Genomic DNA, 26,736 nt, shown 5'->3' with positions numbered 1-26,736 from the left:
GTAGGTGCGGTAGGCCGATGTCGGGTGGCGTCTCGCGGGCGCCACACTTGTGGGCGATGAGACTTCCCGAACTGCCCGATCTTCCGGTGCGGCCCGCGCTGGCGGACATCACGCGCACCCTGGCCGATCGGGGTGTCGCGGTGCTGGTCGCGCCCCCGGGGACCGGGAAGACGACGCTGGTGCCGTTGGCCTTGGCTGCGGACGAGTACGTGGGGCCAGGGATGGCGGTGCCGTCGGCCTCGGCTACGGACGAGTTCGTCGGATCGGGGAAGACGGCGCCGTGGGCTTCGGTGGCGGGCGGTGGGCGGGTTGTGGTGGCCGAACCGCGGCGGTTGGCGGCGCGGGCGGCGGCCGCGCGCATGGCCGGGCTGCTCGGGGAACGGGTCGGGGAGACCGTGGGGTACGCGGTCCGTGGGGATCGCAAGGTAGGGCCGCGCACGCGGATCGAGGTGGTGACCTCCGGTCTGCTGGTCCGGCGGTTGCAGCAGGACCCGGAGCTCGCGGGTGTCGGCACGGTGATCCTCGACGAGTGCCATGAGCGGCACCTCGACGCCGATCTGCTGCTTGCCCTGCTGCTCGACGCCCGGTCGGGTCTGCGTCCCGATCTGCGCGTGCTCGCCACCTCGGCGACCGTCGCCGCCGACCGGCTCGCCGAACTGCTCGGTGGTGACGAGCGGGCCCCGGTGCTCGAGGTGCGGGGACGGACGTACCCGGTCGACATCGGTTATGTGCCGGCCTTGCCCCGGGAACGGGTGGAAGGCCATGTCGCCCGGGCGACGCGTGTCGCGCTGGATCAGACCGAGGGCGATGTCCTGGTTTTCCTGCCGGGTGTCGGTGAGATCAACCGGACGGCCGGGTTGCTGCGTGATCTCGATGTGGATGTCGTGCCGTTGCACGGTCGGCTGGCCGGGGCGGCGCAGGACAGTGCGCTACGGCCGGGCGCGCGTCGACGGGTCGTGTTGTCCACTGCCGTAGCGGAATCCAGTCTCACCGTGCCCGGTGTGCGTGCCGTTGTCGACTCCGGGTTGTCACGGGTGTCGCGGGTCGATCATCGGCGTGGGCTTTCCGGCCTTGCGACAGTGCGTGTTTCGGCCGCGGTCGCCGAACAGCGTGCCGGACGTGCCGGTCGTGAGGCGCCCGGTCGGGCCTGGCGTTGCTGGCCCGAATACGAACACCACACCCTGCCCGCCTACCCCGACCCCGAGATCCGCACCACCGAATTGACCCGCCTCGCACTCGAATTGGCCTGCTGGGGCACCCCCGACGGTTCCGCCCTCGCCTGGTGGGACGCCCCACCCGAAGGCGCGCTCACCGCCGCCCGCACCGTCCTGCACGCCCTCGGCGCCCTCGACGGCAACGACCACATCACTGCCCGCGGCCGCGCCATGGCCACCCTGGGCCTGCACCCCCGCCTGGCCCGCGCCCTCCTCGACGGCGCCGCCCACCTCGGCCCGAAACTCGCCGCCGAAATGGTCGCCCTGATGGACGACGACACCCTCGCCCCCGGCGCAGATGCCACCGCGGCCCTGCGCACTCTCCGCACCGAACGCCCACCCCGCTGGACCCGAGAAGTCACCCGCCTCACCCGCCTCGCCGGCGAATCCGATGGCTCGGCCGTGCCCGGCGAGAATGCCTATGGCGCAATCGCATCGGGCGCGGAGACCGGCGGCGCGGTGCCGGCCGGCGCGGAAAGCCGTGCTGTGGGGGTGCTCGAAGAAGGGGTGGCGTTGATGATCGCGTTGGCGCAGCCGGAGCGGTTGGCGCGGCGGCGGGGGAGTGGGTCGGGGTCGTATTTGATGGCGGGTGGGACGGCGGTTTCGTTGCCTGCGGGGTCCGGGTTGGTGGCGGCGGAGTGGTTGGCTGTTGCCGTGGCGGATCGGGATCCCGGGCGGGCAGAGGGCCGAATTCGGCTGGCGGCCATCGCTTCTGAGGATTTGGCGCGGGAGGCGGCGCCTGGGCTGGTCAGCGTGCGGGAGGAGGTGCGGTGGGACGGCGGGGATGTGATCGCGCGGCGGGTCGAGCGGTTGGGTGCGATCGTGCTGTCCGAAAAGCCGCTGCGTGAACCGGATTCGGCGTTGGTGGGCGCGGCGTTGCGGGAAGGACTGCGCGCGGAGGGGATCGGTCTGCTCCGCTGGTCCGACGACGCGCGCAACCTGCGTGATCGCCTCGCCTTCCTGCACCGCACGCTCGGCGCACCATGGCCCGATGTCGACGACGACGCCCTCCTCGCCGACCTCGACTCCTGGCTCGGCCCCGAACTCACCACCGCCCGTCGCCGCGCCGACCTCGCCCGCATCGACGCGGGTACCGCCCTGCGCCGCCTCCTGCCCTGGCCCGAGGCCACCCGCCTCGACGACCTCGCCCCCGAGCGCCTCGAGGTCCCCTCGGGCAGCCGCGTCCGCGTCGACTACAGCGCCGACCAGCCGGTCCTCGCGGTGAAGGTCCAGGAAATCTTCGGCTGGACCACCCCGCCCACCCTCGCCGACGGCCGCGCCACCCTCCTCCTGCACCTGCTCTCTCCAGCCCAGCGCCCCGTAGCCGTCACCGCCGACCTCCCCTCCTTCTGGCAAACCGGCTGGCCCCAGGTCCGCGCCGACCTCCGCGGCCGCTACCCCAAACACGCCTGGCCCGAAGACCCCACCCGAACCCCCGCCCACCGAGGCACCGCCCGCCGCCTCCGCCCCACCTGATCGGCACCGCCGCATGGATGGCGGCATCGCCCCGATCAGCTGAACTCAACGAGCTGGGCACCCGATCACCGCTGTCTGATGGCGGCATCGACCGAGAAGCGAACACCACCAGAGCGTGGTGATCTCGGTTCAGGGGGTGGGGGTGAGGTGGACGGCGAGGAGGTCGCCCGAGGTGGTGGGTTCGCAGGTGAAGCCGGCGGCGGCGCAGCGGTCGGTGAGGCGGGTGGGGGTGGGTTTCGGGGAGGTGGGGGTATCGGTGGGGGTGCCGTAGCCGTAGCAGAGCCAGAGGTGGCCGGTGGGGGACAGGCAGGTGCGGAGCGTCGCCCAGGCTTGGGGTGCGGGGGAGGTCCAGAAGAGGTTGACGTTGACCGCGTAGATCAGGTCGAACTGCTCGCCGGGATCGAGTTCGGCGAGCAGGCGGGATGGTGCGATCTTTCCGATCTCGCCCTCCACCAAACGGATTCGGCCTGCCGCGATCTCGTCGGCACAACGCTGCTCGGCTCGCGCCAGCGCGGTCGCCGAACGCTCCACGCCGACGATCCGCCCGTCGCCGAGCCGCTCCGCCATCCGCGCCAACGACGCGCCGTTACCTGGCCCCACTTCGAGGACCCGCTCACCGGCCCGCACTCCCATGACATCGGCGAACCACTCGAACCGCGCATCATCAGCCACCTGCCGCGCCCCTCCCGCACTCCGAGAACCACCAGTACTCAGCCACGATCATCCCTCCGGAGGAAAGGTTTCCGCAGGCCATCCATCCACCGGCCCGGGCGGATCGTCGGCCAACCGCGCCGCATGCCACTCGTCGACGCGAACCCCACGCTGCACGCCACCCAACCGGGCTTTCCCTTCATAGTGGAATCCGTTGCGACGAGCGGCGGCGGCCGAGGCGTGATTGCCCACCATCGCGCGCCACGTGATGCGTTGCAGACCAAGCCCTTCGGGTGCGAAGGCGAAATCGCAGGCGAGGCTGATGGCACGTGACATCAGGCCGCGACCTCGATGTTCGGGGCTGAGCCAGAAGCCGATCTCGCAGGCGCCCGGACCCCGGCCGTGCAGGCCGACCATCCCCTCGACGCGGCCGTCGGCTGCGGTGCGAATCGACCAGATCGGCTCGTTGTTGAGCCAGCCGCCCGCCACGTTCCGGTCGAGGAACTCCTCGGCGTCGGTACGGCCGTAGGGCACGGGGATGGTGGTCCAGCGCCCTACGGCGGGGTCTTGGCAACACTCGACGATGCGGTCGATGTCGGCGGCGGTCGGCCGGATGAGCCACACGGTGCCGTCGGTGAGCGTGTGCTGGTACATCACCTCATCCTGGCAGGACGGGCGCATAGTTCTCACCGCATTTTCCGCGCGCGACGGCAAAACCGGTACACCCGTGCAACCAGCGGGAACCCACTCCGTAGGATCAGCGGCGATGGTTTCCCCGCTTCTCGCCGACCTGTTCGAATCGCATCGAGCACATCTCATTTCGGTGGCCTACCGGCTCACCGGAAGCGTCGGCGACGCCGAGGACGCGGTGCAGGAGAGCTGGCTGCGGATGGCGGGCGCCCACCAATCCGAGATCGAGGACCTGCGTGCCTGGCTCACCACCGTGGTGAGCCGGATCTGCCTCGACCACCTGCGCAGCGCGGCGGTGCGCCGGGAAACCTACGTGGGCCAGTGGCTGCCGGAACCGATCGTCACGGGGCAGGCCCGTACCGACGACCCGCTCGAGGTGGTCGTCCGCAATCAGGACAACCGGATGGCGGCGATGGTGGTGCTCGACGCGCTCACCCCACAGCAGCGGGTGGCGCTGGTGCTGCACGACAGCCTCGCCGTCCCGTTCGACGAGATCGCCGACATCCTCGGCGTATCGCCCGATGCGGCAAGACAATTGGCGGTACGTGCCCGCAAGACCGTGGCCCGCACCCCACCCCCGGTGACCGACGACGCGCACGACGAGGCGGTGCAGCGTTTCCTGGCCGCACTCGCCACCGGCGATATCGCCGCGGTGGCCGCCACGCTGCATCCGGACGTGAATTTCATCGCCGACGCGGGCGGCACGGCACGCACGGCGCTCAATGTCGTGGAGGGTGCGGAGAAGGTGGCGCGGCTGGCGGTCGGCCTCTGGCGCAAGCAGCTCGAGGAGCCGGCGCTGGAGATCGGTTTCGCCGCGGTGAACGGGCAATCGGGTCTGGTACTCACCGATCCGAACTCGCCGTTCGGCCGGGCGGTTCGGGTGCTCGCGTTCTCGGTGCGCGATGGGCTGGTCTGTGCCGCTTACGATTTCGCCAACGTGGCGAAGCTGTCGGGCGCCCGGCTGCGCACCTAGCCGGACCGGACCCGCGCGATCCGATCCGGCGCTGCGGTGTCTACGGGTAGGTGGACCCCCACTGGTGGTCGCCGGTGGACGACCCGAGGTTGTGGTCCCCGGTGGAGGAGCCCATGTTGTTGTCCGGCGTGGCCGACCCGGTGAAGAAATCGACGATCGGGCTGGCTTCGAGCTGTTCCTGGATGAAGCGAAGTGCCGAACCGGCGACCTCCGACGCGGCCGGTTGCAGGATGAAGTCGAGCAGAGGTGAGGCCATGCGAGCCCCTTTCGATATGCCACCACGCTGTGGTGTGTGAGGTAGAACACGGCGAGGCTAGCTGAGGTTGAGTGATCGCACAATACCGCAGGTCAAAGGCCAAAAACGTTTGTGAAACATAGGTGTTCGCTATCGTGCGGCAACGGCTGGGAAAGGTGGGATACGCTGCGGAGATGTCGTCTGTGCCGCCCACCGTCGCCCGCTTGCGCCCCTTCGGCTCGACCATTTTCGCCGAGATGACCGAACTGGCCGTGCGCCACGACGCGGTGAATCTCGGACAGGGATTCCCCGACACCGACGGTCCGGCGAGCATGCTCGAGGTGGCCCGCGCCGCCATCGCCGACGGCCACAACCAGTACCCGCCGGGCCGAGGGGTGCCCGCCCTGCGCCGCGCCGTCGCCGACGATCGTGCCCGCCGCTACGGCACCCGCTACGACCCCGACACCGAGGTCCTGGTCACCGTCGGTGCCACGGAAGCGATCAGCGCGACGCTGCTGGGCCTGGTCGAACCCGGCGCGGAAGTGGTGCTGATCGAGCCCTACTACGACTCCTACGCCGCCGCGGTCGCCCTGGCGGGTGCGCAGCGCCGGACCGCGCGGTTGGTTCCCGACGGCGACCGCTTCGTTCTCGACCTCGACAGCCTGCGCTCCGCGATCACCCCGAAAACCCGCATGCTGGTGATCAATTCACCGCACAACCCCACCGGCTCGGTGCTCTCGCGCGACGAACTCGCCGCGATCGCCGAGCTGGCGCGCGAACACGATCTGCTCGTGCTGGCCGACGAGGTGTACGAGCACCTCGTGTACGACGGCGTGGAGCACATCAGCATCTCGACGCTGCCGGGGATGCGCGAGCGGACCATCGTGGTGTCCAGCGCGGCGAAGACTTTCAATGTCACCGGCTGGAAGATCGGCTGGGCGTGCGCGCCCGCGCCACTGCTGAACGCCGTGCTCACGGCGAAACAGTTCATGACCTTCGTCGGTGGCGGGCCGTTCCAGCCCGCCGTCGCCCACGCGATCGATACCGAGCTGGACTGGGTGCGCGGCATGCGTGACGGTCTCGCCGACAAACGTCTCCGGCTCTCGGATGCGTTGCGCGACACCGGCTTCGCCGTCTCGTCCACCGCGGGCGGCTACTTCGTGTGCGCTGATGTGCGACCGCTCGGCATCGACGACGGGTTGACGTTGTGCCGGGAGATGCCTGCGAGGTTCGGTGTGGCCGCCGTACCGGTGAGCGCGTTCGTCGACCATCCCGACGAGTGGAAACACTTGGTGCGCTTCACCTTCAGCAAGCGGGACGAAACCATCGACGAGGGCGCGCGCCGATTGCGTGCGGGAGTCGCGACACGCTGATCGTCGAGATTGCCGGTCAGTCGCGGGCGTGGCGTGCGGTCGGTGCGTGCCAGCCGTAATGCCTTGCGAGCAAACGGAATCCGACAGCTCCCGCGGCGGCGAGCAATCCTGTCCAGGTCTGGTAGATGTCCAGGTGCAGCAGGACTGCGGTGGTCGCGGCGCCGAACAGGGCCGGGATCGCGTAGAGATCCTGGTCGGGCCGCAGGACCAGGGGGACCTCGCCGCTGAGCACGTCGCGCAGCACGCCGCCGCCGATGGCCGTCGTCATGCCGAGCAGGGCGGCGGTCGGCGCGCCGAGCCCGACCGAGTCGGCGATCACGGTGCCGGTGACACAGAACAGTCCGAGCCCGATCGCGTCGGCCACTTCGAGCGGGCCCTTGGTGAGCCGTGGCGAGGGCGCGATGAAGTACAGGATCAGCGCGGTCACGATCGACGCGGTCAGGAAGGTCAGGTCGGTGAACGCGGCGGGCGGGGTGCGTCCGATGAGCAGGTCGCGCACGATGCCGCCGCCGAGCGCCGTCGCGCAGCCGAGCACGACCATCCCGAACAGGTCGAGCCGCTTGCGCACCGCGACCAGCGCACCCGACGCGGCGAACGAGATCACCCCGAGCAACTCGCCGCTGCGATGCACCACGGTGACCGCCTCGTCGAGCTGCGCCGCCAGCGCGCCCGCCATCACCACACCACTCACCACCCGCTCCTTTCCGCTGCAAGCAGGGTGGCATGGCGACCCCCGGCGACCGCACACCCGCCCATGTGTCGCAGCGCACGCCCGCCGGCGCGCCGGGGCCGGTCGGTGCGCGCCTTACACCGGAGCGGGGCGGGTGCGGTCGGTAGCGAGGAGGACCGCGATGCTGCCGAGGGCGGTGCCCATCAGATAGCGCTGGATGCGCAACCACAGCGGTCGGGCAGTCAGGAAAGCAGCCAAGCCCGCGGCTCCGAGGACGATCAGCGCGTTGACCGTGAGGGCCACGGTGATCTGGATCGCGCCGAGGGACAGGCTCTGCAACCACAGCGATCCGAGGGCCGGGTCGATGAATTGCGGGATCAGGGCCATGTACATGATCGCGATCTTGGGATTGAGCAGGTTGGTGACCAAACCCATCGTGAACAGGCGCCGAGCCGGATCGGCGGGCAGCGCGGCGGGCGCGAACACCGAGACTCCACCGGGCCGGACCGCCTGCCACGCCAACCACAACAGGTAGGCGGCACCGGCCAGCTTGAGCGCCAGGTACAGCCCGGGAACCACCGCGAACAACGCCGTGATCCCCGCCGTCGCGGCCAGCAGATACACCCCGAACCCGGCCGCCACACCCGTGAGCGAGATCATGCCCGCCCTTCGCCCCTGCGCTACCGTGCGCGAGACCAGGTACATCATGTTCGGCCCCGGCGTGAGTACCATCCCGAGCGCCGCCGCACCCACACCGAAAACCGCCGCCGTCTGAAGCATGAGTCGAGTCTGACCTGGTCAGCGAGGCATGTCGCGGTCCAGTCGACGATCGCTGGACCGCTGTCACCGGCTTCTATCCGAGATCCGCACCGCCTCGGTCACGAGCCACAGAGCGGTGGGGTTCGCGACCCGGCGCTCAGCAGCCGGCCGTCGCGACGCCGAACCCTGTCACCGCAGGTCCGTACAATCGATCGAGCTGCCGAACCTCCCCGGAACGGCTCATCAATCCCGACAAATCCCGGCCGAACGCAACCCCGCACCCGCGGCCCCGGCCGCCAAGGAGTGCTGTGACAGACGGTCCGTTGATCGTGCAGAGCGACAAGACCCTGCTGCTCGAGGTCGACCACGAGCTGGCAGGCACCGCGCGTCAGGCCATCGCGCCGTTCGCGGAGCTCGAACGTGCCCCCGAGCACGTGCACACCTACCGCATCACCCCGCTGGCGCTGTGGAATGCCCGCGCGGCTGGTCACGACGCCGAGCAGGTGGTCGACGCGCTGGTGAACTTCTCGCGCTACGCCGTGCCGCAGCCGCTGCTGGTCGACATCGTCGACACCATGGGCCGTTACGGCCGGTTGCAGCTGGTCAAGCACCCCGCGCACGGCCTCTGCCTGGTGAGCCTCGACCGCGCGGTGCTCGAGGAGGTGCTGCGGCACAAGAAGATCGCGCCCATGCTCGGTGCCCGCATCGACGACGACACCGTGATCGTGCACCCGTCCGAACGCGGTCACATCAAGCAGATGCTGCTGAAGATCGGCTGGCCCGCCGAGGACCTGGCCGGGTACGTCGACGGCGAGGCGCACGACATCGGCCTCGACTACACCGAGGGCAAATGGCACCTGCGCGACTACCAGGAGATGGCCGCCGACTCGTTCTGGGCGGGCGGTTCGGGTGTGGTCGTGCTGCCGTGTGGTGCGGGCAAGACGATGGTCGGTGCCGCCGCGATGGCCAAGGCCAAGGCGACCACGCTGATCCTGGTGACCAATACCGTCGCCGGCAGGCAGTGGCGACGTGAGCTGCTGGCGCGCACCACCCTCACCGAGGACGAGATCGGCGAGTACTCCGGTGAGCGCAAGGAGATCCGCCCGGTCACCATCGCGACGTACCAGGTCATCACCCGCAAGTCGAAGGGCGAGTACAAGCATCTCGAACTCTTCGACAGCCGCGACTGGGGACTGGTGATCTACGACGAGGTGCATCTGTTGCCCGCGCCCGTCTTCCGGATGACGGCCGATCTGCAGTCGCGCCGCAGGCTCGGGCTCACCGCCACGCTCGTGCGCGAGGACGGCCGCGAGGGCGACGTGTTCTCGCTGATCGGCCCGAAGCGCTACGACGCGCCGTGGAAGGACATCGAGGCACAGGGCTGGATCGCCCCCGCCGAGTGCATCGAGGTGCGCGTCACGCTGACCGACGCCGAACGCATGGCCTACGCGACGGCCGAACCGGAGGAGCGCTACAAGCTGTGCTCTACGGCGCGCACCAAGATCCCGGTCGTCGAGTCCATCCTGGCCAGGCACGAGGGCGCACCGACCCTGGTGATCGGTGCCTACCTCGACCAGCTCGAGGAACTCGGTATCGACCTGAACGCGCCCGTCATCACCGGGGCGACGAAGAACCGCGAACGCGAGGCCCTCTTCGACGCCTTCCGCTCCGGTGAGGTCCCCGTGCTCGTGGTGAGCAAGGTGGCGAACTTCTCCATCGACCTGCCGGAAGCCTCGGTGGCGGTGCAGGTTTCGGGCACCTTCGGTTCACGGCAGGAGGAGGCCCAGCGTCTCGGTAGACTGTTGCGGCCGAAACAGGATGGGGGACAGGCACATTTCTATTCGGTGGTCGCCCGCGACACCCTCGACGCCGAATATGCCGCGCACCGTCAGCGTTTCCTCGCCGAACAGGGGTATGCCTACCGCATCACCGATGCCGACGACCTGCTCGGGCCGGCCATCGGGGACAGCGGCGTGTAGCGCCGTTTCCCCGCTCAGCTGCCGGTAGCGTGCGGGTCGGAACCCCGGCAGATAAGTGGAGGCAACACCTCCGCAACTTGTGCTAGGAAGGAAACGTGCGCCGCTTCGAATTCGAGGTCGACCGTGAGCATGCTCATGCGGTCAACGAGACCTTCACCGGATTACGCAGGATGCGGGTGCTCGCCCTGCTCGCCGCCGGGCTTGCCGTCGCGGCCACCGCCGCGTTCCTGTGGAGCGGGCAGGCCTGGGGGTATCTGTTGGCCTTCGTGTGTGCCCTCGCCGCTGTCATCGCCCTGTGGGTCGCGCTGTGGACACCGCACCGCTCCGATATCGAAAAGCTCTACCGTGACGGGGTTCTCGTGCCCGCCGTCGTCTGCGCGGCGGAACCGAACGGGATCATCCTGCTCGCCCTCGTCGACACCGCCGAAGCCACCGCGTCCGCGCGGGGCTGGGCACTGGTCACCCGCAAGGTGCGCGCGCTGCCCGGCCACGAACCGACACCGGGGGAGCGGGTGCCGTCGGTTGCGGTGCGCACCGATGGCGCGCCCCGTCAGGTCGGCGAACGCTGGCAGCTGGTGACGGCCATGCCGATCGCCTGGGGCACCCGCGATCGCACGGTGATCGAGCGGGCCCGCGACACCATCTCCGACCTCGAATGGCGCCTGCTCACCGACAATCTCGCCCTCGCCGCGCGAGTGCGGCGCACCGCGACCAAGCGGCTGATGCTCGACCCGCAACACCTGCCGCCGGAACTGGCCTGAGCGCCGCTCGCCTGCGACGATACTCGGATCCGAGTCGGCGAGAATGGGGGTCCGCGGCATGCGATGGTCGGCAGGTTCGGTGGTGGTGCTGGCGCTCCTTGCACTGGGAATCCCGCCGGTAGCAGCGGATCCGGGCCTGGTCGGTGCACCGGGGCTGGGCGATCCGTACTACCCGCTCGACGGCAACGGCGGCTACGACGTGAGCCATTACGACATCACCGTCGACTACGACCCACCGACCCATCAGCTGCGCGGCACCGCGCGCATCGATGCGCGGGCGAATCAGCCGCTGGCGCAATTCAATCTGGACTATCGCGGGCCCGACGTGCTCATGGTGACCGTCAACGGCCAGCCTGCCGGGTTCGCGCGCGAGGGCGACCACGAACTCGTCGTCTCCCCACTGCTGCCGCTGCTGCCCGGGCTGCCGATGCGCATCGTCATCCACTACGCGGGCGAGGCGGCCGACACCGAGGGCGAGGGGTGGACGTACGCGCCGAGCGGTGGCGCCTTCGCCATCGGCCAGCCGCACAGCGCGAGCAGCTGGTACCCGCTCAACGACACACCCTTGGACAAGGCGACTTTCACGCTGCACGCCACGGTGCCCGCCGAATGGGAGGTGATGTCGACCGGTGCGCGCACCCGCCACGAGGCACGCGACGGCAAGCTGCACACCAGCTGGGAAACCCGCAGCCCCGTGCTCGGCTACCTCACCACCATCGCCGTCGACCACTTCACCTTCCTCGAACAGCACCGTGCCGACGGCACACCGGTGCTGAGCGCGTTCGCCCCCGATTCCGACGACAATCGCGCCGACGAACAACGCCTCCCCGAGATCCTCGACTTCCTCGAAAACCTCTACGGTCCTTACCCGTTCGAGGTAGCCGGCGGCATCTACGTCGACGCCGAAGTCCCGTTCTCGCTCGAAACCCAGACCCGCCCCACCTACGCGCCGTGGGCCGATCTCAATACCGTGGTGCACGAGCTGGCGCATCAGTGGTGGGGCGACACCATGTCGGTACGGCAGTGGTCCGATATCTGCCTCAACGAATGCTTCGCCAGCTACACCGCCGACTACCTGTGGATCGAGCGCGTCGACGGTGCCGATGTGGATGCGAAGTACCGCGAGGACATCGCGAAATACCGGTGGGAGCAGGACTTCTGGACGTACCCGCTGGCCGACCCCGGCGCCGGCAGCGAGTTCACGTCCGTCTATTGGCGTGGCCCCCTATTCCTGCACGCCCTGCGCAAACTGATCGGTGACGACGTGTTCTTCACGGCCGTCAAGGATTTCGTGAACGCCCACCGCGACGGCCATGCCTCGATGCCGGAATTCCGCGCGTTCGTCCAGAGCCGGACCTCGATGCCACTCGGCGAGTTCCTGTCCGAATGGCTGGACGGTACGACCCCGCCGCGCGAAGCATTCCTGTTCCCGGGGACATTGCGCCGATAGAGTCAGTCCTCCTCGAGGCGGGAGCGTGCCCGCTCGACCCACCGCTGCATCCGCTCGAATTGCGTTTTCGCCGACGTCAATTCACCACGTGCACGGTGCTCTGCGGTGCGCAGGAAATGCCGTTGCTGCTCGGCGTGCTCGAGGTCGGCGCGCAACTGCTCGATCCGCTGCTCGACCTCGTCGAGTTCGGACTTGGCCTGCGCTGCGGCCTCTTCCGCTTCCTTGCGGGCTGATTCGGCCTCCGCCAAACCGGACTCCGCGTCGTCGAGTTCCTGCTTCGCCTCGGCACGCCGGGCCGCCTCGGCGTCCTCCGTCGACTTCCTGGGGCGAGCCTTCTTCGCCGGAGCCTTGCCCTTGCCGCCCGTGATCGCGACCAGCCCGGCCGGACCGAAACCGTCATAGGTGACCGTGGCGGGCAGCACCCCGGCTCGCACCTGGTCGGCGACATCCGGGTCGGCCAGCGCGGCCGTGAGCGTCTGACCGACCTCCCGTAACACCTGCTCGCTCGCGGGTCGGTCGTGCTCGGCGGCCAGCTCACCCGCCCGCTTGGTCATGGCGTTCACCACCTGCTGACGTTGCGCACCGAGCGCGCGCAACTTGTCACCGGAGAGCTGACGTTGCGCCGAGCGCAGCGCGTCACCCAGATCCAGCAGCGCCGCGATCTCCTTGGGCGCGTGCCGGGCCAGCAGATTCACCGTCCACGCCGCGACCGTCGGCTTGCGCAGGGTACCGATGGCCTTGGCCAGCTCGCGATCGCCGTCGTCACGGGCCTGGGCCGCACGTTCGGTGCGTGTCGCGACGAAGTCGGCCGGGTCGAGACCGTACAGCTCGCCCGCGACATCGTCGATGGTCATCTTCCGATCGTATCCATGGGGGGAGCGGCGGAGGTGGGCGTTTGGGTATCGTCACCGGCGGTCATATCGGCTGAACCGTTCGGTGAGTGAGGTTTTGGAGTGTTTTTCCCAGGAAAGCGGCTGCTTGTCCGGCTCGTGTTCGCGCCAGTGGCGGCAGTCGCGCTGGTCGGGGCGGTAGCGGCGTGCTCGGGTGACAGCGAGGCGTCGTCGGCGCCTGCCGTCGGCTCGTGCGTCGAGGTCACCGACAACGCGGTCGACGCGATGAAGGCCACCGTCGGCGACTGCTCGTCGGCGAAATCGAACTACCGGATCGCGCAGGTCGGCGCCGCGCCGCTGAACTGTACGGCCCAGAACGCCACCTTCAACGGCACGGTCGGCGACACCAAGACCGGCCTGTGCCTGTCACCCAACTTCGCCCAAGGCGCCTGCTACGCCGACGCGGGCACCCGCCCGGTCGAGGCGGTGGACTGCACCGCGCCCGAAGCCACCTTCAAGGTGGTCAAGCGCATCGACGGCGAGACCGACGAGATGTTGTGTGGCATGGACGCGACGCTGTATCGCACGGTCCCGGACCCCAAGACGACGTTCTGCATGGCCAAGCCCTGACGGGTCAGTCCAGGAGAGCCACCGACGCGATGCGGTGGAGGGTGAAGTGGCGGGTGGCTCCGGTCACCGGGTCGACGGCGTCCAGTTGCCCGTTGCCGACCCGGACGGGTTCGACCACCCGCTGACTCGCCACGCCCTGGGCGTCGACGTAACCGATGTTCACCGGGCGGCCCACCCGGGCGGCCAGCTGGAGTAGCGCCAGGGTGGCCTGGGTGCCCGTGCGGGTGCCGTCGGCACGGACCGACTGGGACGTGCGGGCACCCGCCGCGCGCTCGCCCGCGCGCAGTTCGGTGACCAGCTGAGCGAGCTGATCGTCCGACGGCGGATTGGGGCGGTAGGGCCTGCGGGCCAGGGGGCGAACGGCGATACGGGCGCCACGCGGCCGCAGGTCGACGATGGCTCCGCCGGAATCCTCGCCCGCGGGCGTGAAGCCCGCCGCCCGCAGCCGCTCGAGCAGTTCGCCGAGCGGCGCCTGTGCGATCGCGACCGTGGGGGCGATCGCGCGCAGCGCCAACGTCTCGGCCACAGGGGCCGACAGCACCTGGGCGAGCAGCGCCGGGTCGTCGCTGCGCAGGAACGATTGCGCCATCCCCGCGCGCAGCTGCCCGTGCCGGCGGGCCACGTCGTCGATGAGATAGGTCAGCGACTGGGGGACCGGGGTGCGGGAGTGGTTGGCGAACAAGGCGTGCAACTCGGCGGCGGTGAGCCCGGCGTCGAGCGCGCGACGCACCGAGGCGTCCCCCACGCGATACACCGTCGCCGCACCCGCGGATTCCACATCGGCGACCAGCGCGATGCGGCTGCGCAATTCGGGCACGAGCGGGCCGGGTGCGATCACCGTGAGGTCGGCCTGCACGAGTACATGATCGACGGGGTCCGGTAGGGCGGCGGCCATCTCGGCCTCGGCATCGGCCACGCTGGTCGGGCTGCCGTGCAGCAGGGCACGGGCGGCCGAATCGAGCGCACCGCGTCCGAGCAGCCCGACGGTCGCCGCCTCGGCCAGGGTCGCGGTCACCACGTCGAGCCGGAAGTGCCTGCGCCGCCTCGGCATTCGCCAGGCGAGCAGTTTCCCGAGATCGGCGGGCGACACCTGGGTGCCGCTGGGGTATTCGGCGAGCAGGCCGAGAATCGCGTGCCGGTCGCGCACCGCGTGCGGGATCCGCAACTCGGCCGACAGCGCCGCGATCGGCTTGTCGGCGGCGTCGCGCAACCCGATCATCCACGGCATCCGGTCCAGCTCGAGCCACGCCTGGGCGAGCGTCACCCAGCGCGTGGCGGGTGGTGCGTCGAGCCAGGCGTCGGCGGCGGGTGTCGGTGCCCAGAAGTCGTCGGTGGAATCCAGGTCCGGCGGCGGTTCGGGCAGACCCTTCTCGACGAGCTTCGCGGCGGCGAGCAGTTCGAGCAGCAGGCCGGTGCGCTGCTCGTCCACGCCGGTCTGCTTGGCCAGCCTGCGCAGCTCGCGCACCCCGAGTCCACCGGCGCGCAGCGCGGGTGCGGGGAGTTTGCCGAGCGCGTCGAGCAGGTCGGCGCAGTCGCGCAGCAGCTCACCGACCTCACCCGCGCCGACGGCGTTCACCTCGGCGGGCGCGTGCTTGGTGAGTGCGGGCTTGGGCGGGGCGAGGGCATGCGGATCGGTGACGGGTTCGCCACGCAACACCTGCCCGACGGTGACCGGCAGTTCGACGGTCTCGTCATCGATCCAGCGCAGCAACCGCGCCGCGAGCAGCCGCTGCACCGGGCGGTCGGCGGGCGCGTCGGGCGCGGCGTCGCGTGTGCGCCCACGCGGACCGGTCGTCGCCAGTTTGTCCAGCAGCGCCCGCTCGGCGGGGCCGGCCGCGTTCAGCGCCGTGCGTACTTCCGGTTCGGTGAGCGCGTCCGGCAGCGCTGTCGTCGCCCCGAGCGGCCACGGGAGGGCCTCCACGGCACTCGGCGCCAGGTGTAGGCCGTCACCGGTCTCCCACACGAGCGCGCGGTCGAGCAATCGGGTGAGCGCGGCGGTGAACGCCGTCTTGGTGACCCGGTCCTTCAGCTGCGCGTGCAGCGCGGTCCGGGTGAGCGGGGTGTGCGCGGTGCCGATCGTGCGCGCGTCCTCATGGGCCGCCAGCGCCTCGATGATCGCGAACTCGAGGGTGTCCAGGTCGTCGGCGGCGCGCAACACCGAGGCCCGCTGCTGAGCCCGCACCGCGAGCACCGACATCGACGCGGGCAGCGGCACCGCCAGATCGGGCCGCAACTGCAGCAGTTTCACCAGCTGGGCGTCGGTGCGCGCACCTAGCCAATCGGCGAGAGAGTCGGTCGCGATCATCGGATTCAGCGTACGTGTTCGATATGCCAGAATGAGCCCGTGGTCAACAAATCGAAGAAACCCTACGTCGACAACGGCTGGCCCGAGGTGGCCGACGGCGAGCACGCCGTCACCGAACTGTCGGCGACCCGCGCCGGTAATCTCTCGCCTTTCGGTGAGGACACCGAGTTTCCCGTTCCGGCCGCGACGCTGCCGTATGTGCACCCGCAGACTGTCATCAATCGGGTGTGATTCGAACGGGAAAGACAAGAGCCCGCATCCTGGACAAGGATGCGGGCTCTTGTTGTAAGGCGGATCAGGAGGGCAGCAGGCCCTTGTTCGCCTCGAAGAAGTCGATGACCGCCGGGTCCAGCTGGGTGCCCTTGGCGTTGTTGACGAAGTCGATGGCCGCCTGCGGCACGGCGACGCCCTGCTGCTGGGCGACGGTGAGGGCGCGATCGACGGCCGAGAAGACTTCCTGGCTCGGATCCTGCACCTGCGGGACGCTGACCTCGGGGACCCAGCTCGGGGTCGAAGGCACGGCGCGCTCGGTCGGACCGCTGCTCAGGCCGAGCTTGGCCGAGCAGGAGGGCCAAGCGCCCCAACCCTGGGAAGCGAGAACCTTTTCGGCGACCGCGATCTGCTGTTCGCGGGTGGCCTGGTTTGCGGTGGCGGCGTACTCCCCACCGCCGTGTGCGGCCCAGGTGGAGGGCGAGAACTGCAGCCCACCCTGGTAGCCGTTGCCGGTGTTGATACCCCAGTTGCCGCCGGCTTCACACTGTGCGAGGCGATCCCAGTCGGAGTCGGGGGCCGCGCTGGCGTTTCCGGCGAGGGCAGCGGCTGCGGTGCCGAAGATCGCGCCGGTGACGGCGACCTTGGCAGCAGTGCGCCCGGTGGAAGTCGGCTTGCGGTGGCGTCCACTCATATCGGGTTTCTTCCTCTCGTTCGCACCTGCATGTGGTCCGGACTGAGAGGTCTCCCGGTCCGCCCTCACCCCTTGATTCCAATCGGGGTCCGGTACCCGCGGGGTGAGGTTCGGTGCGGCGGGCCGGTGGTTCCGGGGGCCTGCCCCGGCTGAGAGAAACGGTACGACGGTCAGCGGGGAAAGTCACTATTTGGTAACCGGCGTGTGCGGGTGGGTATCAGGGTGGTCTCAGGGTTGTCCCGGAGGCGTCCGCGCAGGTAGTCGCGGCGCCGGGTGTACGTGACCGTTGCACGCACAGTTCGTTACCCGGCCGTGATGTGACGAGGATCACACAAGAGATTGGGTATCGAACCCTCGGGATAACCGGTTCACCGTGCCCGTCGACCCGACCACAGGGCGAACACGATCGCGAGCAGAAAGCCCACCGGCGCGAGCATCGCGAGCAGATACAGCCACAGGCCCGGTTCCGAGTCGGAGACGATCGGCGTCACGAAGATGGCGACGACGGCGAGAATCCCGATGCCGAACAGCGCCACCGCCACTTGCAGCAGCCGATCACTGGAACGTCGCGCGGGCGGTTGAGGTGAGTTGGTCACGGGTGCACCGTAAAACTGATGTGCTCGCGGTATAGCCACCGGGGTAGACTCTGACCACATCGCGTCCTGCCTTGTTGTGGGGCGCGTTCTTTTCGCGACAAGCAGCAGGTAGTAACCCGGGCCACAAGGGTTCGGGTATCGAATGATGAACGGGTGAGCGCAGTGCCGACCGGCCGGGTGAAGTGGTACGACGTCGAAAAGGGCTTCGGCTTCCTTTCCCAAGACGAGGGCGAGGACGTCTACGTCCGTTCTTCCGCGCTGCCCGAAGGAGTCGAGGGCCTCAAGCCGGGCCAGCGGGTCGAATTCGGAATGGCCGCCGGTCGTCGCGGTCCGCAGGCGCTGAGCCTCAAGCTGCTCGAGGCGCCCCCGACCGTCGCCCGCGGCGAGCGTGGCGCGCAGCCCGCCCGCAAGGACGCGGGCCCGCGCAAGTCACCCGACGAGCTGCACGGCCTGGTCGAGGACATGATCACCCTGCTCGAGACCAAGGTCCAGCCCGACCTGCGCCGCGGCAAGTACCCGGACCGCAAGATGTCCCAGCGCATCTCCGAAGTGGTCCGCGCGGTCGCCCGCGAACTGGATCACTGAGATCGGCGCCTGGTGAAGCCAGGCGCCGATTCCCTCAGGGCTGCGGGGTGCCGACGCGCCAGAGGCCGTGCACGTCGTACATCTCCTGGCCGGTGGCCGGGTCGGTGTAGACGATCGGCAGCCGCACCTCGAAACCCGCCAGGCGCAGCTCGGGTTCGGGCTGGGTGTCCAGGCTCAGGAAACGCGTCTCGGCCGGGTAGTCGATGAAGCTCAGGATGCGTTCGAACTGCTCGCCGTTGGGGCGTTCGTACACGGTGACGACGATCCACGGCGCCTCGGCGACGCTGGTCGGCAACGACACCTGCACCGGCTTACCCGAGGTGGCCGGGATGTAGTACGTCGACTCGTCGTTGACGCACTCCCCGTTCGACAGCTCGCAGTACCCGTACGGCTCGACGACGACGGACTCGCCGTTGGCGAACACGGTGAGTTCGGGATAGTGCTTCGGCGCCTTGGACACGGCGTAGGCCACCACGCCTGCGGTCACCGCGGCCAGGGCCAGCAGGCCCACCGCGACCAGCGCGAAGATCGTGCGGACGTTGGGCTTGCTCACCAGTGCGGTTCTCCTGTTTCGCGGGGATGGGTCGGCACTTCCTGCTCGGCGTGCTGGGGGCGGTTGCCGCCGAAGCCCGGCAACAGGGTGTGCCCGGTATAGCTGACGAAGGTCTGCGCGAGCCCGGCAACCAGGATCACGCTGATCACCGCGAAACCCTTCCAGAACTCGGTCGGCAGCAGCACACCGGCCGCCCCGCCGATCACCCAGCTCAACTGCAGAACGGTCTCCGACCGGCCGAAACCGGAGGCGATTGACTCCGGTGGCAGGTCGTCCTGGATGGCCGCGTCGAGCGACACCTTGGCCAGCGCGCTGGCCGCCGACGCGACGAGCGCGGCCACCGCGGCGCCGAACAGGTTGCCGGTGAACACCGCGAACAGCGCGACCGCCACACACGCCGCGGTGCAGCCGAGCACCACCAGCGCCGGCCTGCCGAGCTGCAATCGCGCGCCGGTGGCGTTGCCGCCGAAATTCCCGAAACCGGCCGCCACGCCGACGAGGCCGAGCATGGCCGCCTGCTCGGTCGGACTGCCGCCGGAACCCTTGGCGACGAAGGCGATGTAGAAGGTGAGAAACCCGGTGAGCACCCGGATGGAACTGTTGCCCCACAGCCCGGTGACCACCGCACGGCCGAGCGGTTGCCTGCGTTTCCTGGCGGGCACGGCCGATTCCTTGCCCGGTTCGAGCACCTCGGTGCGCGCGTCGGCGCCGTGATAGGTCAGCGTGGCGGGCACCTCACCCTCGGTGACCTCCACCCACGACGGGATCCGCAGGCTCAGGTAGGCGCCCGCGATCGCGATGCCCGTGGCGAACACCAGTGCACCGGTGGAGCCCGCGGCGAGCGCTGCCAGCGCGGCCAGCGCACCCGCCCCGATCGTGCCGCCGACCAGGCCGAACACCGTCAGCCGCGAATTCGTGCGGACCAGGTCGATGTCCGGTGGCAGCACGCGCGGCGTCACCGCGCTCTTGAGTACCGCGAACGATTTCGAGCCGACCATCATGCACAGGGCGAGCGGATACAGCCCCCACGTGTCGATATTGAAGATCAGCAGCACCGCGAACAGCGCCCGCAACCCGAAGGTCGTGGCCAGCGCCAGCCTGCGACCGCGTTGCAGCCGGTCGAGCAGCGGCCCGATCAGCGGCGCGATCACCGCGAACGGCGCGATGGTGATGAGCAGATACAGCGCGACCTTGGTTTTCGACTCGGCGGTCGCGCTCGCGAAGAACAACGTGTTGGCCAGGGCGACGGCGATCGCGGCGTCGAGCGCGAAGTTGGCCATCGTGGCGTAGGTGAGGGCGGTGAGCCCGGACTGGTCGGCGCCGTCGGCCTTGGCCGCGCGCTGGAAGGTGGCGATACCGCGTTCGGTGAGTTCGCGGCTGCGCATCGCGGCCACGCGGGTGACCGTCAATTTGCGCGGCACCCGCTGCTTGGGCGGTTCGTCGGCGGGTTCGTCGGCCCGGGGGAGCGGGCGGGTTCCGGCCGGTCCGTCGAGTGGATCGGGGTGTGGGTGGCTGCCTGCCGGTCCGTCGTGGTCCGGGTGCGGGCGGCCGCCTGCCGGTGTGTCGGGGCGCGGGGGACCGGCGCCGTTGCGTTTCGGGCTCGCCAACGGCGTGGTGGCGCCGGGGTCGGGATCACGGCCGAACCGGCCGCGCGAGCGAACCGGCGTGGTCGGTGGCTCGATGTGCGGGAAGACCTTGCGCGGCGGGGATGGGGGCGGGTAATGCCCGAAGCCGGGGTGCCGACCGGGTGGTGCACCCGAGGCACTGCCGTCCCGGCGACCACGGTCAGGACCGGATGGATCGCGGGGAGTAGTCACAGCCCAATTCTGTCGTACTCGGGCTTTCGGCGTTCACTCGCGGGCGAGCAGTGTCGGCCACACCCGCTCACCGGGGCACGAAGCGCACCTCGAACAGTCGAGGCCAGTACTTGCCGGTGAGCAGGAATCGGTCGGTGCCCGGCAGGTGGGCGATGCCGTTGAGGACGTCGGTGCGCCTGCGTTCCGCGGCGGTGAGCAGGCCGCTCGCGTCGATGACGGCCGTGATGTGGCCGGTGTCCGGGTCGATGCGCAGGATGTCGTCGGTGGGGAAGTTGTTGGCGTAGACGGTGCCGTCGGGTGCGCAGTCGAGTTCGTTCGGTTTCGGGTCGTCGAGGCCATGCAGGGTCACCGACCCGGTTTCGGCGAAGGTCAGCGGGTCGCGGAAGGTGAGTTTCGGGGTGCCGTCGCTCATGACGAGGCGGCCCGGTTGAGCGCACAGCCCCCAGCCCTCGCCCTCGTAGGTGGCGCGACCGGTTTCGGCGAGGGTGTGTGGGTCGCGGGCGAAGGCGACGCCGTCGCGCCAGGTCAGTTGCCAGACGATGTCGTCCGCCCGGGTGAGTCCCTCGCCGAACATCCGGCCGGGCAGGTCGACGCGCGCCCGCTCCACACCCGAGACCTGGTCGCTGACGCGGACGTTCGACACGCCCCACATGCCGGTGCCTTCGTAGCGCAATCCGTCGACCACCTCGAGACCCTGGGTGAACGCCGACGGATCGTGCGGTGACGAGCCGATCACCTCCACCCGCCAGCGCGGCGGACCGGACTGATCCTGGCCCCCGCAGGAGCTCACGCCGAGCACGCTGACCAGCACTGCGACGGCCAACGAACTCCGATTGCACTTCATACGGCAAAATGTATGCCGTGAGCGCAGTATCTGTTTCGGAGTCCGGCGTGCGTCCCGTTCTGGCCCAGGCGGCCGAGGTCGCACTTCGTGCGCTCGTCGAGCTGGAACCCGACGGGGTCGGAGCCCATCTGGGGGTGACCGCCGAGGACGACTCGTCGGCCACCCACCGGTTCGAGGCGACCCTGCCCGGTTACCGGGGTTGGCAGTGGGCCGTCGTGGTGGCCGCGCCGCCCGGTGCCGACCACGCGACCGTCAGCGAGTCGGCCCTGCTGCCCGGCCCCGACGCCCTGATCGCCCCCGAGTTCGTCCCGTGGGAGCAGCGCGTACGCCCCGGCGATCTCGGCCCCGGCGACCTGCTCGCCCCGCCCGCCGACGATCCGCGCCTGGTCCCCGGTTACGTCGCCACCGGCGACCCGGTGATCGACGAGGTGGCCCGCGAGGTCGGCCTCGGCCGCACCCAGGTGCTCAGCCTCGAGGGCCGCCTCGAAGCCGCCCAGCGCTGGTACAGCGAATACGGCCCCGACACCGAGATGGCCAAGGCCGCCCCCTCCACCTGCGGCCTGTGCGGCTTCTTCCTGCCCCTGGCAGGCGCCCTGCGCGAAACCTTCGGCGTGTGCGCCAACGCGATGGGTGCCGACGGCCATGTCGTGCACGTCGAATACGGCTGCGGCGCCCACTCCGACGTCGTCGCCCCCTCCGGCAACGGTTCCCCCCGCTACGAGGCCTTCGACGACCACGCCGTCGACTACATCGACATCGCCCCGCAGGAAACCGCCGAAGCCGAAGCGGTCGACGCGGCGGCGGCCGCCCGCAAGGCCCGTGCCGAAGGCGAGCTCCCGGAATCCCCGGAAGAGGTCATCGCCGCCGAAGTCGACACCGACCTCGCCGCTTTCGCCCCGCTCGTCGGCCTCGCATCGGCACCGGCGACCACCGACCCGGCCGAGGCACCGAGCAACCCTGAATCCGTCGCGGACGCAGCGGTTTCCCCTTCGACAGCCGAATCCACCACGGAGGCGGCCGAGTCGACCTCGATCGCGGCCGCCGCTGAGGCGACCGGTACCGCCGACGCGGGAGTGTCGAGCGCCGCGGACGTCGTCACCGAGGCCGATGCCGCCGACCGGGTCGGCGATGCTGCTGCGCCAACCGAGCCGGTCGGCGAGGCCGGTGTTGCCGCCCAGCCCGGCGATGCTGCTGTGCCAACGGAGTCGATCACTCAGGCCGATGTCGCTGATACTCGCAACCAGGACGCCGCCCAGCCTGCGGATGCCCCCGTAACCGATTCCGCTGCAGCCGAAGGTGTTTCGACTGAAGCGGTTGTCGAAGCGACCACCGAGAATATCGAGGCGGATTCCTCGAATGGTGCCGGCGCCGGTGTAGATGCTTCGGCCGACGCCGCTGCGGCGAATGTCGAATCGGATAGCGGTGCGGCGCAGGAGTCTTCGGCTGCCGGAGCTGCGCACCGACCCGAGTCGGCCGCGGCGGATTCGGCCGCTGATGCTGCTTCCGCCGAGGGTGATCCCGGTGTGACGCACGTCGTGGGCGCCGGGGAGCGCGGATCGTCGGTGGGGCGCTGAACGCTGGGGCGGACCCGTTCGGTACCGCGGGGCTGCGGGCCGGAGTTCTTGCCGCGTGGCGGGATTCGCCGACGCGGTTGCGCGAGGACAGTGCCGGTGAGGCCGATCTGGTCGCCGCGGGCTATCGGGACCGGGTGCTCACCGAGCTGGCGCAGAACGCGGCCGATGCGGCGGTGCAGGGCGGTGTGCCCGGTGAGCTGACGGTGCGGATCGTGGACCGGCGGTTGCACGTCGCCAATACCGGTGCACCGCTCAGTGTTTCGGGTGTGCACGCGCTCACGGCACTGCGTGCCTCGGGCAAGGACGACGGCGCGCAGGTCGGCCGTTTCGGTGTCGGCTTCACCGCGGTGCGCTCCGTGGGCGACGAAGTGGAGATCCGCTCCACCACGGGTTCCATCCGCTTCTCCCTCACCGCCACCCTGAACGCCCTGCACGACAACGGCATCACCCACCCCGAAGACCTCACCCCACCGGCCCTCCGCCTGGCCTGGCCCATCCCGACCACCCCACCCTCGGGCGCCGACACCGAAGTCATCATCCACCTCCGCGACGACATCGACCCCACCGCCCTTCTCGCCGCGATGCGCGCCGAGGCCCCCGACCTCCTCCTCGAACTGCCCGCCCTCCACCGAATCCGCATAACCGACAGCGAATTCACCAGCATCACAACCCTTCTCGACCGCCCCGCCCCGCCACACGGCAGCGCGAACGCCACACGTGGCGAGGCTGCCCACGTCGATACGGCCCCACGCCCTCACGCGGAGCCGGGCGACGAGATCTCGATTACCGCGCCGACGTTCGAAGGTGGCGCGGAAATTGCCCACGCTCCTGGACTCGATACGAGGACCCATGTGGACCCGCCGGTGGGCACCCTCACCAAGCTGACCATCACCGGCCCCGACGGCACCCAACACTGGTGGCAGTACCGCACCGCCCGTGCGCGCTGGCTGCTCCCGCTGACCAACGGTCGCCCGGTCCCCGCCGCGCCGGATGTCCTGCGCGCGCCAACTCGTTCGGATGAGGAACTGTCCCTCCCTGCGATCCTCGTAGCCGACATCGCCATGCAACCCGACCGACGCCGCCTCCTCCCCGGCGCTCGCCTGCACGAAATCGCCTCGGGCTACGCCGATTTCGCCCGCGCCTTGCCGCCGGAGGACCGCCTCGTCCTCGTCCCCACCCCCGCTTTCGCCCGCAGCGAGGCCGACGCCCTCCTCCGCGAAGCGATCATCACCGAACTCCGTACGAACCCGTGGCTCCCGGTCTGCCCGACCCGCGACCGCTCAGACCACGAATTCGATCCGAACCAAGAGGAATTCCACCCCCTCACCGGGACGAATTTCGAGTCCACTGATCGCCACAACTCAACCGCCGGAGCCGACCAGGACGCCTTCGGTACGGACATGGTCACCGTCGATGTATCCGCCCCCGACAACTCGTCCGTCGGCACCGCGCAGCACCTCGGCACCTTCGAGCTCGCCGACCCCACCCGCTCGGCAAGAGTCGAAATCCCCACTCGCGCCTCCGTATTCCCTGACTTGACGCCCGAACTGGCCGCAATCCTCACCGACCTCACCGGCCCCCTGGTCATCCCGGAACTCTCGACCCGCTCCGCGCAGGAAAAGCTGACAGTCCTCGACGTCCACCGCCTGTCGTCGGCGGCCCTGGCCGGCCTCACCACCGGCCTCGAACGAGACCCGCACTGGTGGCGCACCTTCTACTCCACGCTGGAACCCTTCGTCACCGATTCGAGGACAGCCGAGGAGTTCGGTGCCCTGGCCGTCCCCCTGGCCGACGGCCGCCTCGTCACCGGCCCGCGCACTGTCGTCCTCGACGATCAGCTCACCGTCGCGGTCCCGGTCCATTGGGCCCGTCTGGTACACCCGGACGCCACCCACCCGCTGCTGGCCCGCCTCGGCGCCCGCAGCGCCTCGGCCACCGACCTGCTCACCGATCCCGGCTTGCGCGACCTCCTCGAACACGACCCGGCCGACCCGGACACCGTCACCGCGGTCCTGCATCTGGCCCAGTTCGTGAGCGCCGACGAGCTCCCCGACTGGCTCGGCCTGCTCGAATTGCTCGACGACACAGGAGAACTGCGTCCAGCCGACGAACTCCTCCTCCCCGGCGCACCGCTGGCCGACGTGCTGGTCGACGACTCACCTTTCGGTACGGTCGCCGAGGCGACGGTCGCCGAGTTCGGCGAACAGGCCTTGCGCGCGATCGGTGTGGGTTGGGATTTCGCCGTCCTCACCGACCCCGACCCGCTCGGCCCCGACCACGACCTGGACGACGAATCCGCCTGGTGGAACAGCCTTCCCGAGGACCCACGCGAACTCGTCGCCGTCCGCGACCTCGACCTGGTCGACGACACCCGCTGGCCGCAGGCCCTGCGCACCCTGCTCGCGCAACCACGCACCCGCGCCCTCCTCGCCGACCGCGACGGCTACACCACCTGGTGGCTGCACCGCCACGCCCACATCGACGGCATCTCCCTCGGCCGTTACCGCCACCCGGACGACACCGAATTCGCCGGTCTGCTCCCGCCTTTCACGGCAGCCGACCCCGACGCCCTACGTCAGGTCCTCGTCCGTCCCGACGTGATGACACCCGAGCTGGCCGAGGAACTCCTCGACGCCCTCGCCGACCCGTCGAAAACTCCGACCCCCGAAACGGTTTCGCGCACTCATGCCCGCCTGGCCGCCGCCGTCGCGTCCGGCGCGCTCGACCCACGCGAGCTCGACCTCCCCGAGCAGGTCAGGACGCTGGCGGGAACAGTGGTCGACGCCGAGTCGGCCATGGTCCTCGACCGGCCCTGCTTCGGCCTCGTCATCCCGGCCGAGCGCCTGGTGGTAGGCGACCCGGACCATGCCGAGGCCCTCGCCGCCCTGCTCGACCTGCCGCTGGTGTCCGACCAGGTGAGCGCCGAGGTGCTCGGTGCGGGCAGGCAGAGCACCTGGGCCACGGAACCGCTCGGCGTGGTGCTGCGCCAGCTGTGGTCACCGCCGCACACCACCGGCGCGCTCGTGCTGCACGAAGTACTCGAGGTATTCCTGCGCGGCGAGTTCTCGGGCACGGTCCGGGTGCCGTGGTGGGACGCCGACGGCACCGTGCACGTGCAGGTGCCGCGCGGTTAGTTCGCGTGCGCGGTGACCATCTCGGCGAGCAGGTCGAGCTGGGCCTGCACCGCGTCGCTGTCGTCGTCGACGAGCCAGCGCAGCACGATGCCGTCGATGACGCTGAGGATGAAGCGGCTCAGCTGGGGCAGCGGGATGTTCCAGTCGCAGCCGGTGGCGTCGCGGCAGTGGTCCATCACGTCGGCGACGGTGCTGTCGTTGAACTTGTACTGTTCCCGGGCGATGGCGAGTTTGGCCGGGGTCGACTCACCCTCGCGCAGTGCGTAGGTGGTGGTCTCGTAGGTGAGCAGCTGACGTTCCGGAGTGGCCTCGATGTTGCGCCACATCAGTTCCAGCCCCTGGCGAACCAATTTGTGAAGCGCTTCTCTTCCTGTTCCGGTATCGGCCCAGACAGTTTCATCGGCATCGACGGAATCGCGTAATTCCATCGAGAGCGCTTTGACCAGCTCGGTCATCAGCGCGTCCTTGTTTTCGAAACAGTAATGCACCACACCGAGCGAGACGCCCGCCGCTTGGGCGACATCGCGTGTGGTCACGCCCGCCACGCCCTTTTTCTCGGCGAGACCGATCGCTGCCTCTATCAGGTGGGCTCGTCGTTCTTCGACGCTCAATCGGGAGGACACCTGTGCGAGTTAAGCGCTCACGTCGCGAACAGTCAATTCGCCGAACCGCGCCGAATTCCTGGACAGACGACCAGTTGTATGGTTGTCTGCGTCACATCACCCGTGAAGGA

The 26,736-nt window shown here is 69.6% G+C and carries 23 protein-coding genes and 1 pseudogene; 11 read left to right on the top strand and 13 right to left on the bottom strand.

Translation table 11 applies throughout. The annotated features are described in order from the left end of the window. Positions 1-56: 56 nt before the first annotated feature. Complete coding sequence (hrpB, locus tag AB0I19_RS12255; RefSeq protein ID WP_357147684.1) at positions 57-2,690, top strand: ATP-dependent helicase HrpB; 2,634 nt, start codon at positions 57-59, stop codon at positions 2,688-2,690. Between the two features lie 129 nt (positions 2,691-2,819). Here hrpB and AB0I19_RS12250 read toward each other — a convergent pair whose 3' ends face one another. Next, positions 2,820-3,362, bottom strand: coding sequence for a class I SAM-dependent methyltransferase (locus tag AB0I19_RS12250; RefSeq protein ID WP_357147681.1), 543 nt, complete (start codon positions 3,360-3,362; stop codon positions 2,820-2,822). Positions 3,363-3,410: 48 nt separating this feature from the next. Next, entirely contained in the window at positions 3,411-3,995 is a 585-nt protein-coding gene (locus AB0I19_RS12245; RefSeq protein ID WP_357147679.1) for a GNAT family N-acetyltransferase, read from the bottom strand. A gap of 112 nt (positions 3,996-4,107) precedes the next feature. Between AB0I19_RS12245 and AB0I19_RS12240 the strand changes: the two genes are divergently transcribed. Then, entirely contained in the window at positions 4,108-5,004 is an 897-nt protein-coding gene (locus tag AB0I19_RS12240; RefSeq protein ID WP_357147676.1) for a sigma-70 family RNA polymerase sigma factor, read from the top strand. 40 nt (positions 5,005-5,044) lie between these two features. Here the strand turns inward: AB0I19_RS12240 and AB0I19_RS12235 are convergent, their stop codons facing one another. Beyond that, complete coding sequence (locus tag AB0I19_RS12235; protein ID WP_067492380.1) at positions 5,045-5,260, bottom strand: hypothetical protein; 216 nt, start codon at positions 5,258-5,260, stop codon at positions 5,045-5,047. Between the two features lie 173 nt (positions 5,261-5,433). Here AB0I19_RS12235 and AB0I19_RS12230 point away from each other — a divergent pair, with 173 nt between their 5' ends. Then, entirely contained in the window at positions 5,434-6,612 is a 1,179-nt protein-coding gene (locus AB0I19_RS12230) for a pyridoxal phosphate-dependent aminotransferase (RefSeq protein WP_357147673.1), read from the top strand. 16 nt (positions 6,613-6,628) lie between these two features. On the opposite strand, the gene AB0I19_RS12225 is transcribed toward AB0I19_RS12230, so the two are convergent. Together AB0I19_RS12225 and AB0I19_RS12220 are read right to left on the bottom strand one after the other, a co-directional pair. Continuing rightward, positions 6,629-7,306 (bottom strand): trimeric intracellular cation channel family protein, encoded by a 678-nt coding sequence (locus AB0I19_RS12225; protein WP_166655758.1) that lies wholly within the window; start codon positions 7,304-7,306, stop codon positions 6,629-6,631. A gap of 111 nt (positions 7,307-7,417) precedes the next feature. Next, the gene (locus AB0I19_RS12220; protein ID WP_357147670.1) at positions 7,418-8,062 is read right to left on the bottom strand and encodes a LysE family translocator; all 645 of its coding nucleotides are present in this window, start codon (positions 8,060-8,062) and stop codon (positions 7,418-7,420) included. Positions 8,063-8,349: 287 nt separating this feature from the next. On the opposite strand from AB0I19_RS12220, the gene AB0I19_RS12215 reads away from it, so the two are divergent. From AB0I19_RS12215 to AB0I19_RS12205, 3 genes are all read left to right on the top strand, one after another. Then, on the top strand, positions 8,350-10,020 hold the full coding sequence (locus tag AB0I19_RS12215) for a DNA repair helicase XPB (protein ID WP_357147667.1): 1,671 nt from the start codon (positions 8,350-8,352) through the stop codon (positions 10,018-10,020). 95 nt (positions 10,021-10,115) lie between these two features. Then, a complete protein-coding gene (locus AB0I19_RS12210; RefSeq protein ID WP_357147664.1) occupies positions 10,116-10,781 on the top strand; it encodes a DUF3239 domain-containing protein in 666 nt (221 codons plus the stop codon). A gap of 58 nt (positions 10,782-10,839) precedes the next feature. Beyond that, positions 10,840-12,231, top strand: a complete 1,392-nt coding sequence (locus AB0I19_RS12205; RefSeq protein WP_357147661.1) for a M1 family metallopeptidase — start codon at positions 10,840-10,842, stop codon at positions 12,229-12,231. Between the two features lie 2 nt (positions 12,232-12,233). Here AB0I19_RS12205 and AB0I19_RS12200 read toward each other — a convergent pair whose 3' ends face one another. Then, entirely contained in the window at positions 12,234-13,085 is an 852-nt protein-coding gene (locus tag AB0I19_RS12200) for a hypothetical protein (RefSeq protein ID WP_357147658.1), read from the bottom strand. A 99-nt stretch (positions 13,086-13,184) separates the two neighbouring features. Between AB0I19_RS12200 and AB0I19_RS12195 the strand changes: the two genes are divergently transcribed. Beyond that, complete coding sequence (locus AB0I19_RS12195; protein WP_357147655.1) at positions 13,185-13,691, top strand: hypothetical protein; 507 nt, start codon at positions 13,185-13,187, stop codon at positions 13,689-13,691. A 4-nt stretch (positions 13,692-13,695) separates the two neighbouring features. On the opposite strand, the gene AB0I19_RS12190 is transcribed toward AB0I19_RS12195, so the two are convergent. Then, positions 13,696-15,996 carry a helicase-associated domain-containing protein gene (locus AB0I19_RS12190; RefSeq protein WP_357147652.1) on the bottom strand — a complete coding sequence of 767 codons (2,301 nt, stop codon included), beginning with the start codon at positions 15,994-15,996 and terminating at the stop codon, positions 13,696-13,698. Between the two features lie 39 nt (positions 15,997-16,035). Between AB0I19_RS12190 and AB0I19_RS12185 the strand changes: the two genes are divergently transcribed. Further along, positions 16,036-16,227, top strand: a complete 192-nt coding sequence (locus AB0I19_RS12185) for a hypothetical protein (protein ID WP_225281749.1) — start codon at positions 16,036-16,038, stop codon at positions 16,225-16,227. Between the two features lie 64 nt (positions 16,228-16,291). Here AB0I19_RS12185 and AB0I19_RS12180 read toward each other — a convergent pair whose 3' ends face one another. Further along, on the bottom strand, positions 16,292-16,900 hold the full coding sequence (locus AB0I19_RS12180; protein WP_067982614.1) for a transglycosylase family protein: 609 nt from the start codon (positions 16,898-16,900) through the stop codon (positions 16,292-16,294). Positions 16,901-17,268: 368 nt separating this feature from the next. Next, positions 17,269-17,496: a hypothetical protein gene (locus AB0I19_RS12175; protein ID WP_067492399.1), complete on the bottom strand. Its 228-nt coding sequence runs from the start codon at positions 17,494-17,496 to the stop codon at positions 17,269-17,271. 162 nt (positions 17,497-17,658) lie between these two features. On the opposite strand from AB0I19_RS12175, the gene AB0I19_RS12170 reads away from it, so the two are divergent. Further along, a complete protein-coding gene (locus tag AB0I19_RS12170) occupies positions 17,659-18,081 on the top strand; it encodes a cold-shock protein (protein WP_174550347.1) in 423 nt (140 codons plus the stop codon). A gap of 34 nt (positions 18,082-18,115) precedes the next feature. Here the strand turns inward: AB0I19_RS12170 and AB0I19_RS12165 are convergent, their stop codons facing one another. From AB0I19_RS12165 to AB0I19_RS12155, 3 genes are all read right to left on the bottom strand, one after another. Continuing rightward, positions 18,116-18,634: a DUF2771 family protein gene (locus AB0I19_RS12165; protein WP_067492403.1), complete on the bottom strand. Its 519-nt coding sequence runs from the start codon at positions 18,632-18,634 to the stop codon at positions 18,116-18,118. Beyond that, positions 18,631-20,451: an MFS transporter gene (locus tag AB0I19_RS12160; protein ID WP_357147648.1), complete on the bottom strand. Its 1,821-nt coding sequence runs from the start codon at positions 20,449-20,451 to the stop codon at positions 18,631-18,633. The genes AB0I19_RS12165 and AB0I19_RS12160 overlap by 4 nt, the downstream gene beginning before the upstream one ends. A 67-nt stretch (positions 20,452-20,518) precedes the next feature. Further along, complete coding sequence (locus tag AB0I19_RS12155; RefSeq protein WP_357147645.1) at positions 20,519-21,295, bottom strand: glutaminyl-peptide cyclotransferase; 777 nt, start codon at positions 21,293-21,295, stop codon at positions 20,519-20,521. Positions 21,296-21,303: 8 nt separating this feature from the next. Here AB0I19_RS12155 and AB0I19_RS12150 point away from each other — a divergent pair. Then, positions 21,304-22,068 (top strand): annotated as a pseudogene (locus AB0I19_RS12150) (DUF3027 domain-containing protein); the annotation flags it as partial. Positions 22,069-22,865: 797 nt separating this feature from the next. Beyond that, positions 22,866-26,003, top strand: a complete 3,138-nt coding sequence (locus tag AB0I19_RS12145) for an ATP-binding protein (RefSeq protein WP_357147750.1) — start codon at positions 22,866-22,868, stop codon at positions 26,001-26,003. Here the strand turns inward: AB0I19_RS12145 and AB0I19_RS12140 are convergent. Beyond that, entirely contained in the window at positions 26,000-26,626 is a 627-nt protein-coding gene (locus AB0I19_RS12140; protein WP_357147642.1) for a TetR family transcriptional regulator, read from the bottom strand. The genes AB0I19_RS12145 and AB0I19_RS12140 overlap by 4 nt on opposite strands. Between the last annotated feature and the right edge of the window lie 110 nt (positions 26,627-26,736).

Source organism: Nocardia sp. NPDC050413 (assembly GCF_040655475.1).
Classification (GTDB): Bacteria; Actinomycetota; Actinomycetes; order Mycobacteriales; family Mycobacteriaceae; genus Nocardia; species Nocardia coubleae.
Note: the sequence above shows the minus strand (reverse complement) of the source record. Positions and strands in the feature narration are given on the sequence as shown.

What these genes read in the sequence shown, in the direction of transcription:
- hrpB (WP_357147684.1), top strand. Translation starts at nt 57, where the DNA reads ATGAGACTTCCCGAACTGCCCGATCTTCCGGTGCGGCCCGCGCTGGCG.
- AB0I19_RS12245 (WP_357147679.1), bottom strand. Translation starts at nt 3,995, where the DNA reads ATGTACCAGCACACGCTCACCGACGGCACCGTGTGGCTCATCCGGCCG.
- AB0I19_RS12240 (WP_357147676.1), top strand. Translation starts at nt 4,108, where the DNA reads ATGGTTTCCCCGCTTCTCGCCGACCTGTTCGAATCGCATCGAGCACAT.
- AB0I19_RS12235 (WP_067492380.1), bottom strand. Translation starts at nt 5,260, where the DNA reads ATGGCCTCACCTCTGCTCGACTTCATCCTGCAACCGGCCGCGTCGGAG.
- AB0I19_RS12230 (WP_357147673.1), top strand. Translation starts at nt 5,434, where the DNA reads ATGTCGTCTGTGCCGCCCACCGTCGCCCGCTTGCGCCCCTTCGGCTCG.
- AB0I19_RS12220 (WP_357147670.1), bottom strand. Translation starts at nt 8,062, where the DNA reads ATGCTTCAGACGGCGGCGGTTTTCGGTGTGGGTGCGGCGGCGCTCGGG.
- AB0I19_RS12205 (WP_357147661.1), top strand. Translation starts at nt 10,840, where the DNA reads ATGCGATGGTCGGCAGGTTCGGTGGTGGTGCTGGCGCTCCTTGCACTG.
- AB0I19_RS12200 (WP_357147658.1), bottom strand. Translation starts at nt 13,085, where the DNA reads ATGACCATCGACGATGTCGCGGGCGAGCTGTACGGTCTCGACCCGGCC.
- AB0I19_RS12190 (WP_357147652.1), bottom strand. Translation starts at nt 15,996, where the DNA reads ATGATCGCGACCGACTCTCTCGCCGATTGGCTAGGTGCGCGCACCGAC.
- AB0I19_RS12180 (WP_067982614.1), bottom strand. Translation starts at nt 16,900, where the DNA reads ATGAGTGGACGCCACCGCAAGCCGACTTCCACCGGGCGCACTGCTGCC.
- AB0I19_RS12155 (WP_357147645.1), bottom strand. Translation starts at nt 21,295, where the DNA reads ATGAAGTGCAATCGGAGTTCGTTGGCCGTCGCAGTGCTGGTCAGCGTG.